The 9,936-nt window shown below is 69.4% G+C and carries 12 protein-coding genes and 1 pseudogene; 6 read left to right on the top strand and 7 right to left on the bottom strand.

Annotated features, from left to right (window positions below; translation table 11 throughout):
* From VG296_RS08540 to VG296_RS08525, 4 genes are all read left to right on the top strand, one after another.
* A partial coding sequence (locus VG296_RS08540) for an MBL fold metallo-hydrolase (protein ID WP_325564874.1) occupies positions 1-649 on the top strand: 649 nt, incomplete at its 5' end.
* Between the two features lie 96 nt (positions 650-745).
* Positions 746-1,501 (top strand): SRPBCC family protein, encoded by a 756-nt coding sequence (locus VG296_RS08535; protein ID WP_325564872.1) that lies wholly within the window; start codon positions 746-748, stop codon positions 1,499-1,501.
* The gene (locus tag VG296_RS08530; RefSeq protein WP_325564870.1) at positions 1,498-2,184 is read left to right on the top strand and encodes a DUF4166 domain-containing protein; all 687 of its coding nucleotides are present in this window, start codon (positions 1,498-1,500) and stop codon (positions 2,182-2,184) included. The genes VG296_RS08535 and VG296_RS08530 overlap by 4 nt, the downstream gene beginning before the upstream one ends.
* Positions 2,181-2,843 carry a TetR/AcrR family transcriptional regulator gene (locus VG296_RS08525; protein WP_325564869.1) on the top strand — a complete coding sequence of 221 codons (663 nt, stop codon included), beginning with the start codon at positions 2,181-2,183 and terminating at the stop codon, positions 2,841-2,843. The genes VG296_RS08530 and VG296_RS08525 overlap by 4 nt, the downstream gene beginning before the upstream one ends.
* Positions 2,844-2,865: 22 nt before the next feature.
* On the opposite strand, the gene VG296_RS08520 is transcribed toward VG296_RS08525, so the two are convergent.
* Positions 2,866-3,888, bottom strand: coding sequence for an aldo/keto reductase (locus VG296_RS08520; protein ID WP_349259494.1), 1,023 nt, complete (start codon positions 3,886-3,888; stop codon positions 2,866-2,868).
* A gap of 238 nt (positions 3,889-4,126) precedes the next feature.
* On the opposite strand from VG296_RS08520, the gene VG296_RS08515 reads away from it, so the two are divergent.
* Positions 4,127-5,047, top strand: coding sequence for an NADP-dependent oxidoreductase (locus tag VG296_RS08515; RefSeq protein WP_325564866.1), 921 nt, complete (start codon positions 4,127-4,129; stop codon positions 5,045-5,047).
* Positions 5,048-5,056: 9 nt separating this feature from the next.
* Here VG296_RS08515 and VG296_RS08510 read toward each other — a convergent pair whose 3' ends face one another.
* Complete coding sequence (locus VG296_RS08510) at positions 5,057-5,605, bottom strand: hypothetical protein (RefSeq protein WP_325564864.1); 549 nt, start codon at positions 5,603-5,605, stop codon at positions 5,057-5,059.
* Positions 5,606-5,766: 161 nt separating this feature from the next.
* Here VG296_RS08510 and VG296_RS08505 point away from each other — a divergent pair, with 161 nt between their 5' ends.
* A complete protein-coding gene (locus tag VG296_RS08505; protein ID WP_325564862.1) occupies positions 5,767-6,162 on the top strand; it encodes a nuclear transport factor 2 family protein in 396 nt (131 codons plus the stop codon).
* Between the two features lie 13 nt (positions 6,163-6,175).
* On the opposite strand, the gene VG296_RS08500 is transcribed toward VG296_RS08505, so the two are convergent.
* The 5 genes and pseudogenes from VG296_RS08500 to VG296_RS08480 all read right to left on the bottom strand — a co-directional run.
* The gene (locus VG296_RS08500; RefSeq protein ID WP_325564860.1) at positions 6,176-7,126 is read right to left on the bottom strand and encodes a PfkB family carbohydrate kinase; all 951 of its coding nucleotides are present in this window, start codon (positions 7,124-7,126) and stop codon (positions 6,176-6,178) included.
* Positions 7,123-8,133, bottom strand: a complete 1,011-nt coding sequence (locus tag VG296_RS08495) for an ADP-ribosylglycohydrolase family protein (protein ID WP_325564859.1) — start codon at positions 8,131-8,133, stop codon at positions 7,123-7,125. The genes VG296_RS08500 and VG296_RS08495 overlap by 4 nt, the downstream gene beginning before the upstream one ends.
* Positions 8,134-8,189: 56 nt before the next feature.
* A complete protein-coding gene (locus VG296_RS08490; protein ID WP_325564857.1) occupies positions 8,190-8,897 on the bottom strand; it encodes a GntR family transcriptional regulator in 708 nt (235 codons plus the stop codon).
* On the bottom strand, positions 8,894-9,454 hold the full coding sequence (locus VG296_RS08485) for a cysteine hydrolase (RefSeq protein WP_325564855.1): 561 nt from the start codon (positions 9,452-9,454) through the stop codon (positions 8,894-8,896). The genes VG296_RS08490 and VG296_RS08485 overlap by 4 nt, the downstream gene beginning before the upstream one ends.
* Positions 9,451-9,936: pseudogene (locus VG296_RS08480) on the bottom strand (allantoin permease); the annotation flags it as partial. The pseudogene VG296_RS08480 and the gene VG296_RS08485, both read right to left, overlap by 4 nt.

Here is a 9,936-nt window from a genome sequence, read left to right as displayed (position 1 = left end):
TAAACGGCGCCACAACCAATCCCAACGCAGTGCTCAGATGTCCTCGGATCAGTTGTCTCCCTTCGCATCCCAGCCCACGACGGGTGCCCGCGACATAACTCGTCGCAAGCTCATGGTCGCGGCCGGCGCGGCCGCTGCCATCCCCGCCGTGCCGCACCAGGCATCCGCTGCCGCCCTGCACGCAGCGAGCACGTCAAGCCCAGCCCAGACAGCGCCGGTGCCTCCCGGGGCGAAGGGGCCGGTTATCCCGGCATCCGGTTACCTGGTCGAGGAGATCGCCGACCGGGTCTTCTGGGTGACCGACGGCTTGTACCAGAGCATTTTCCTGATTACGTCGGACGGAGTCGTCGTCGTGGACGCGCCGCCGACAATCGGCCACATCATCCTGCGTGCCATCTCGAGCGTGACCACGGCGCCCGTCACCCACGCCATATACAACCACCATCACGCCGACCACATCGGCGCCATGAGCCTTTTCGACGGAGCCCGCCGATACGCCCAGCGCGAGGTCACCAAGCTGCTGCGGCAGACACCGGACCGGAATCGTCCACTGCCGGACGTCTCCTTCGAGGACCGCCTGACACTGCGTGTCGGCGACGACGAGATCCAACTCGACTACCACGGCCCCATCGCGGACGGACTTCAGTAGGCGTCCCATCCTGCCGAGAACGCCACTTGAGCGTTTGCTCAAACCGTGCCATCCTCTGTTTGAGCGAACGCTCAAAATGGGGCGGGAGGGCGGACTATGGCGACGCCGTTGTACGTCGAGGCACGGATACGCGCCGACATCGAAGAATTGTGGGCGGCGACGCAGGATCCTGCGCGGCATCAGCGTTGGGACCTGCGGTTCACACAAATCGAATATCTGGACTCCGCGGACGGCGGGCACGGTGCGGACGGCGGAGACCGCGGGCCGCAGCGGTTCCGGTACGGCGTGCGCGTGCTCGGCTTCATGCTCTCCGGCACCGGAGTGTGCGCGGGGGAACGGCGCCGATCGGACGGGAGCAGGACCTCGGCGCTGCGCTTCGCCTCGCCTCATCCGCTCTCGCTGCTGGCGGAGGGCAGCGGCTACTGGCGCTACGTGCCCACGGACGACGGCATCAGGTTCCTGACCGGATACGACTACCGGCCGCGCTGGGGCCGGTTCGGCAGGCTGGCCGACCGGGTGCTGTTCAGGCCGCTGATGGGCTGGGCGACGGCGTGGTCCTTCGACCGTTTGCGGCTGTGGCTCGAGCGGGGCACGACGCCCGAACGCTCGCTGCTCTACGCCTTGGCCAACGTCGCGATCCGCGCCGCGGCCGTCAGCGCCGCCGCGATGCTCACCCCGTCTGCCACAGCGCTGTCCCCCGTCACCCTGTCCCCCGTCACGCTGCTCGTCGCCGCGGCAATGGTGCTGCTGCCTCCGCCGGCCGCGACGCCTGCCGCACGGCGTTGTCTGCGCCGCCGTCCCGCACATGCCACCGCACCCGGGCTGCTCGAGCGATTGGTACCCCTGACATGACTTCGATCTTCCAACGCGCGATGGGCGACGAGTTCGACCGCCTGCACCCCGCGCTGCAACGCCGTTTCTCGGTCGGGCTGAGCAGCGGCACGGCCTGCGTGGGACGCGGGGTGATGGACCGCGTCTGGCATCGGGCAGGCGGCTGGGTACGGCCGTTCCTCGCGCTCGGCGCGACGCGGCACATCCTGCTGCCGCGCTCCGGCCGCGACGTGCCGTTCGTGATCGAGAACTTCCCGTATGAGGACTCGTTCGGCCGGGAGACCGTGACCTTCGCGCGTACCTTCACCTTCCCGCGCGCCCGACCCGCCCGCTTCGATGCCACGATGATCTACAGTCCCGAACGCGGCTGCATCGTCGACTACCTGGGCACGCATCAGCACCTTGCGACAGACCTGGAGCTGACCGCCGACCAGGAAGGAGCCCTCGTCATCCGCTCGACCGCGCACCGGTTCCGGGAAGGCCCGGTCGACGTCAACGTCCCCGACATCTTCGCCGCGGATGCGCGCGTGCGCGAGTCCTACGATCAGGACATGGACCACTTCCGCATCGAAGTCGAAGTCGTCAACCGGCGCTTCGGCCCGTTGTTCGGCTACGAGGGATCGTTCACCGCCGAGTACCTCGACGTCGCCGAACACGGCGTGCCGTCGCGTCTGCGCCCGGTGCGCGAACAGGCGCGGGCATGACCGACACGAAGACGAAGCTGCTCAACGGAACCCTGCAGGCCCTGACCGAGCACGGCATCGCCGGCACCTCGGCCCGCACCATCGCCACCGCGGCCGGAGTGAATCAGGCCCTGGTCTTCTACCACTTCGGCAGCGTCGACGAACTGCTCGCCGCGGCATGCAGGCACGGCGCCGAACAACGCGTGGCCCAATACCGCGCGCGCCTGGCCCAGGTCGAGGATCTGAGCGAGCTGCTCGGCCTGGCCCGGGAACTCCACGCCGAGGAGAAGGAAGCCGGCCACCTCAACGTCCTCGGCCAGCTCCTCGCCGGCGCACAGACCCAGCCCCGGCTCGCCCCGGCCACTGCCGCGGGAATGTCCCTGTGGACCGAGGAGGTCGAGCACGTCCTCGCGCGCCTCCTCGCCGACTCGCCGATCGCCGAGTTCATCGACGCTCCCGGCCTGGCCAAGGCCATCGCCGCGGGCTTCGTCGGACTCGAACTCTACGAAGGCGTGGACCCGGAGGGCTCCGAACACGCCTTCGCGGCCCTCGGACAACTCGCCGACCTCGCCGGAGTCCTCGACGAGCTCGGCCCCGTTCTGCAGCGTGCGGTCCGGACGCACCTGCGGCGGAACCGAAAGCGCGCGATCTCCAAGCAGACGCCTCTCAGGTCAAGTTAGGTCCAGCTCTTAGATCAAGCTCTCAGCTCAGGGTCCGCGCGCGCTGCGCGACGCCCGGCGCGCCGTACGGATAGTCGGACACGATCGACGCACTGGCCTGCGTGAGCAGGGCCGTCTCCTTCTCCGACAGGTGCAGCCCGGCCGCGCCGAGGTTGTCGTCGAGCTGCTCGACGGTGCGTGCGCCGAGGATCACGGCACTGACCATGGGCCGGTCCGCGACCCAGGCCAGCGCGACCTGCGACATGGACACGCCGCGGGCCTCGGCGACCTGCCGTACGGCGTCGATGACCTGCCACGTGCGCTCCTGCGCGTTGCGCGGGACGTATGCCTCCATGCCGCGCTGCGGGTCCTCGCCGAGCCGGGTCGCGCCGGTCGGCGGCTGATCGCGCACGTACTTGCCGGTCAGCCAACCGCCCGCGAGCGGCGACCACGGCAGGATGCCGATGTTCTCGTCGCGGCACACGTCGGCCAGTTCGAATTCGAGGTCACGTACCAGCAGGTTGTACTGGGGCTGCAAGGTCACGATCGGCGGACGCCCGCCGTGCCGCGCGAGCAGCACCGCCTTCTGCAACTGCCAGCCGAGGAAGTTGCTGACTCCGAAGTAGCGGATCTTGCCCGCGCGCACGGCGTCGTCGAAGAACGCCAGCGTCTCCTCGATCGGGGTCAGCGGATCCCATGCGTGCGCCTGGTACAGATCGACGGTCTCGACGCCGAGCCGCTGAAGGCTCGCGTCCAAGGCCCGGGACAGGTGCGTGCGGGTCAGCCCGGCGTCATTGGGCCCGTCTCCCATCGGGAAGCGGCCCTTCGTCGCGATGACGAGCTGATCCCGTACTCCGCGCCGATTCGCCAGCCAGCGCCCGATGATCTCCTCGGACACGCCCCGCGAGTAGACGTCCGCGGTGTCGATGAAGTTGCCCCCGCGCTCGACGAACAGGTCGAGCTGGGCATGGGAGACCTCCTCGCTGCTCTCGCTGCCGAACGTCATGGTGCCCAGGCACTGCGCGGACACCACGGTTCCGGTGCCACCCAACATGCGGTATTCCATTGGCCTGCCTCTCTCGGCGACGATCCCCTCGTAGTCTCGCCGACCGGGATTGGTCCGTCCAACAGAAGATACTGATCCGACTCATCGATGAGGACGATGAATGCGGCGGGCAGGCGAACGTGCCGGATCCGGGACGATCACGCGTTCAGGCCACTCGACGTGACGTCTTGCCGCCGGACGCGGCAGGATGGCAGAAGCAGGCAGCGGCGTTCAACCCACGGTGCGTAGAGGTGTCACGATGCCCAAGGCAGTGCGTTTCACGGAGTACGGCGGAATCGACGTTCTCCAGGTGGTCGAGGTCGAACGACCGTCGCCCGGCCCGGGTCGGGTGCTCGTCAGGATGGTGGCCGCCGGGATCAATCCCGGTGAGGCGGCGATCCGGCGGGGTCTGATGCACGACAGGTTTCCGGCGACGTTCCCCTCCGGCGAGGGGAGCGACCTGGCCGGAATCGTCGAGGAGCTCGGCGAGGGCGTCACCGGCTTCTCGGTCGGAAACGAGGTGATCGGCTTCAGCGACGAAAGGGCCAGCCACGCCGAGTACGTGCTCGTCGAAGCCGGCAACCTCACTCCCCGACCCGCCGCGGTCCCTTGGGAGCAGGCCGGAGCGTTGTTCGTCGCCGGGACCACGGCCTACGCAGCGGTACGCGCCGTCGGGCTCACGCGTGGGCAGAGCGTGGTCGTCTCCGGCGCCGCGGGCGGGGTGGGCTCGATCGCCGTGCAGCTCGCGGTCGACAGCGGCGCCTCGGTCATCGCCTTGGCGAGCGCTGCGAACCACGAATGGCTCGCGGCACACGGCGCCGTTCCGGTCGCGTACGGCGAAGGCGTCGCCGATCGAATCCGTGCCGCGGCAGGCGGGACCCCGGACGCCTTCATCGACACGTTCGGCGACGGATACGTCGAGTTGGCGGTATCCCTCGGTGTGCCCGGCGATCGGATCGACACGATCATCGACTTCGCCGCGGCGGCGAAACACGGCACGAAGACGGAAGGCAACAGCGCCGCGGCGAACGCCGACGTGCTGCGGGAACTCGCCGCGCTGATCGCCGACGGGAAGCTGGAGATCCCCATCGCGGGCAGCTACCGTCTGGACGACGTCCGCGAGGCGTTCCGCGAGCTGGAACAGCGCCACACCAGGGGCAAGATCGTCCTCGTCCCCTGACATCCCCGGCTAGGGCGAACGGAAGAGCTTCGCCAAGGGCCGCAGCATCGCGACGATCTGGCGGGACGGACTGATCGTCGGGCCTCCGACCAGCTCCCAGGCCCGCGAGATCCCGACGATGAAGCTGACCATGACGAGCACGGCGAACGTGGTCTGCAGGGACTCATCGACGCCGTGGGACACCAGCCGCAGGCCCGCGACGAACTGTGCGACGAAGACCACGGCGAGCACGAACAAGAACAGCAGATGCGGCAGGTCCGCCCAACGCACCCCATTGTCGAGCACGAGCGCGAGGCCGGAGGCCAATACGAAGACGAATCCGACCACCGCGATCGACAGCGCCCACCAGCCCTCCTCGTCCCCCGAGATCAGCGCCGTCAACGACACGGTCAGGGCATTGAGGAGCGCGATGAACGCGGCGGCACCGCGCACCCGGTGTACCTGCGTCTCCTCCTCCTCGGCCAGCCGCTCCCTGGAAACGGACAGCGCGACGAACACCAGGCCGATCAACGTACCGGCGACCCCGGCGGCGGCCCCGAAGAAACCTTGCAACTGCACGATTCCCGCTCCGTTCCCATCGCCGAACGCTCGACGGAGGATGCGAGGTCACGGCGGCGCGGCGATCGTACCACCGGGCTGACCCATGCCACCGGTGGCCGGGAGGGCGCTTCAGTGACATCCTGAAAAAAGTGATGAATCTAACGAAATGGGTGATTCTCATGGCCGAACACGCGCACGCAGCGCTTGTCCGCAGGGGTTACGACGCCTTCTCGAGCGGGGACATGGAGACCTTGTCCGGGCTGATGACCGGGGACTGCACGCACCACGTGCCCGGCAACAGCAGTCTCTCGGGCGACTACAAGGGCCTGAACGCGGTCCTGGAGTACTACCGGCAACTCGGCAGCGAGACCGCGGGAACCATGCGCGTCGACGTGCAGCATCTCTTCACCGACGGCCGTGGCCACGTGATGTCCGTGCACCGGGTCACCGCGGAGCGAAAGGGTCGGCACCTGGACGCGATGGGCGGCATCATGTTCCGGATCGTGGGCGAGAAGATCACCGACCTCGACGAGTGCGTCGAGGACCTGGACATCGTGGATCAGTTCTGGAACTGATCAAGAGCCGGCTTCATTTGGAGCCGTCGGGTTCTCTCGTGCGGAGGAATTCGCGGAGCGAGCGGGCGTCGGGGGCGGTGGCCGGTCCGCGGACGGTGGTCGCGAGCGCGGCGGCCGCGTTCGCGTGGCGGGCGGCTGTCAGCGGGTCGAGGCCGTGTATCAGGGCCGCGATGAACGTGCCGGTGTGCGCGTCGCCCGCTCCGTTGAGGTCGACGGCGGCGACGGCGTATCCGGGCAGCACGTGCAGCGCGCCGTCCTGGATCAGAAGACAGCCGTCGGCACCGGTACGGACCAGGGCGGATCCCCGCACGACCCGCCTCGCCAGGGCGCGCGCGGCGTCGTCGGGGTCGTTCAGGCCCGTCAGCATCGTGGCCTCACGCCGGTTGCAGCTCCACCAGTCGGCCCGCGCGAGCATGAGCTCCAGCGTCGGCGTTGGGATCTGGTCGGCGAGCGGACCGGGATCGACGACGACGGTGGCGGCCGCGTCGATCCCGGGCAGCCATGCGCTGAGCGCGGCGCGGTTCGCCGGGTACATCAGGCTGTAGCCGGAGATGTAGACGACGTCGTCCGGGGCCGGCGCGAGTGCGTCGAGATCATCCGGGCCGAGCGCGGCCTCGGCTCCCGGACTGGTGACGAAGGTCCGCTCGCCTTCCGCATCGATCAGGCTGATCACGAAGCCGGTGTCCAGGTCGGCACACGGCTGCAGCAGGATCTTGATACCTTCCGCGCGCAGGGCGGCCCGGGCCTGGTCGGCGAAGGGGCCGGTGCCGTGCGCACCGGCGTACGCGACTTCGATGCCCTGGCGCGCGGCGGCGGCCATCACGTTGAAGCCGCCGCCCGCCGTGGTCGACGTGCCCGTGGCGAGCACGTCGCCGCCGCGTTCGGGGAGGCCGGGGACCTCGAGGACGACGTCGACGACCGCGTTGCCGGTGTGCAGAAGACGGCCGCTCGCACGCTCGCTCATGGCGTTTTCCGCAGCACGAGCAGCTCGTCGGCGAGGGTGTCGAGGTCGAGGCGGTTCACGTGGGCCACGGTCGCACGGGCATCGGCGGGGAACGCGTCCACCCCGTGACAGGCTCCTGCGATGGCGCCGGTGATGGCCGCGATGGTGTCGCAGTCCCCGCCGACGGAGGCGGCGAGCAGCGTCGCGTGCCACGGGTCGTCCTGGCGGGTGGACAGCAGCGCGAAGGCGGCGGGTACGGACTCCTGCGTGGCCAGGCTCGTGCCGACCAGGAGACCGACGCGGTCGCAGGCCTGATCCTCGGACGCACCGCGAACCAGCTCGGTCGCCCAGAGGATGCGTTCGGCCACGTCCGCGGCGGCCACCCAGAAGCCGCGGCGAACGGCCACGCGCGCCGCCGCGACCGCGAACTCCACGGCCTCGGGGACGGTCGCGCCGTCGATACCCGCGCTCACCGCGGCCGCCACCGCCGCCGCGCCGGCGAGCGCGACCCCGGTGTTGTGTGTCAGCTCGCTGGCTTCGACGACTCGGTCCACCAGGGTGTCGAGATCCACGGAGGGCACGGCGACGCCGACCGGGGCGATGCGCATCGCGGCGCCGTTCGTGGTGCCCTGCCGGCCGACCTCGTCGAGCGGCGCACCCGCGAGGACCCGCTCGACGGCCGCCTTGGTGGACGGGCCGAGCAGGTCGAGCGAGCCTCGGGCGCGCATGTCCTGTTCCCAGGCCGCGAGTCGTCGCGCGAGTTCGGCCGCGTCGATCCTGCCCGCTCCGTCGACGAGCAGCCGGGCCAGCAGGAGGGCCTGCTCGGTGTCGTCGGTGACCGATCCGGCCGGCATTCCCGCGGCCAGCGGGTGGTCGGCGGGAGCGGAATGGAAGCCGGTGAGCACTCGGCCGTAGCGAGCGACGATCTGCTCGCGCGGCAGCATCTGGGTCGGCATGCCGAGGGCATCGCCGAGGGCGAGGCCGTAGAGGGCCCCGGAAGCGCGGCCGTGCAGTTCTTCGGTTCTCATGGGGACTTTCAGGGTTCGATCGTGCGTATCCGAGTGCGTATCCGAGTCGGCGGCGGTCAACTGAATTCGACGGAGAGCTGGAAATGCTCGGGGTCGAGGAGGCTCACGACGTGCTCGACGAAGCTCTCGTCGGCCGCCCGGCTGGTGCGGCTGGTCTCCAGGAACCAGTCACCGGGCTCGCGGCGCAGGACGCGGGCCTCTTCGGCGTCGATCCGCCGTCCGCGCAGGCGCTGCTCGCCGTGGTGCGGCTCGAGTCCGGCATCACGCATGATCGCGGTCAGCGAGAGCTCGGCCGGGCCGCGGTTCGTCAGCCCTCGAATGACGGGCAGCGATGGCAGCCGGCTGCGCTCGTACGAGACGATCGTGCCGCTCGCGGCCAGCTCGCGGGTCCGCTCGACGAGTATGAAGCGCGTGGTCTCGATCCCGAGGCTCCGGGCCAGGTCCTCGTCGTGCACCTCGCGCACGAAGAGGGTGCGCACGACGGTCTCGACGCCCTGGTCGGCCAGGGCGCGCGCCCAGCCGAGCGGGTTGTTCAGGCGGCGGCCGTCGAAGAGCACGAACGAGCCCTTCCCGGTGCGGGTGGCGATCAGACCGGCGTCGCTGAGCTCGGCCAGCGCCGCGCGCATCGTGGTGCGGCTGACGCCGAACTCCCGGGCCAGGGCGTGCTCGCCGGGCAGCCGCTCCCCCGGCGGTCGTATCCCGTCGCGGATCTCCTTGGCCAGTGCCTCACTGATCGTCTGGTGCTTGAGTCTGATCTCGGTCATCCCGAATCGCCTGCCAGCGGTCGATCCGCATCGAGTACGTCGATCAGCGGCGCGTACAACTTCATCACTTCGAGTGCTCGACGATGTGTGGAGTCATCCACGCCCGCACACGCGTCGGCCACCACGGTCACCTGAACGCCCGCGTCCGCGGCGGCCAACGCGGTCGAGAGCACGCAACAGTCCGTGCTGACCCCGGCCAACACCAGTCGTCCGCCGGGGCCGACGCGCTCGGCCAGCTCGGGTGTCCACTTGCCGAAGGTCGTCGCGTCGAGCGTGTACGCGTCGATGTCGGCGAACCCGTCTGTCAGCTCCCAGATACGCGAATCCGGGGGCTGGAGGGCGAACGGCCACTGCTCGTAGTACTGGCGCCACGCACCCACCGGCTCATCCGGGGCGATGAACCTCGTGAACACGACTCGGTCTCCGAACAGTGGCAGAAGCCTGCGAATCCCGGCGACCGCCCGCGGGTAGCGCGGAACGAACCACGGGCTGTCCGACTCAGCGAACACGCGCTGCATGTCGATGACCGCGAGGACGCCGTCTGACTGCTGATTCACGCCTGGACGACCTCCTCGCCTGGGATCAGTGCACTGCTCACGGGCTGTCCTTCCTGCTCGCGGATCCGGTCGCGGGACAGGGCCAGTGTGACCACAAAACCGAGTGCGAGCGCGGCGAGCACGCCGAGGTTGGCGAACGCCCAGGAACCTGACTTGCCGCCGAGCCCGAACGCGGAGAGCAGGTAGCCCTGCCAGTTGAGCCAACCCGCGGAGGAGTTGGTCACCAGGCCCCAGCCGAGCACGGTGCCGATGACGGTGGTCGCGATCGGCAGGATCCGGATATCGCCGTAGCGGCCTCGGGTGCTGAACAGATCATGCTCGTCGTATCCGCGACGACGCAGCGCGAGGTCGGCGAGGATGACGCCGCACCAGGCGGAGATCGGCACGCCGAGGGTCGTCAAAAAGCCCTCGAACTGTCCGATGAAGCTGGTGCTGAAGAACACGATGTAGATCGCGCCCGCGGTCATCAGCACGCCGTCGAT

Source organism: Actinospica sp. (assembly GCF_035552695.1).
GTDB lineage: Bacteria > Actinomycetota > Actinomycetes > Streptomycetales > Catenulisporaceae > Actinospica.
Note: the sequence above shows the minus strand (reverse complement) of the source record. Positions and strands in the feature narration are given on the sequence as shown.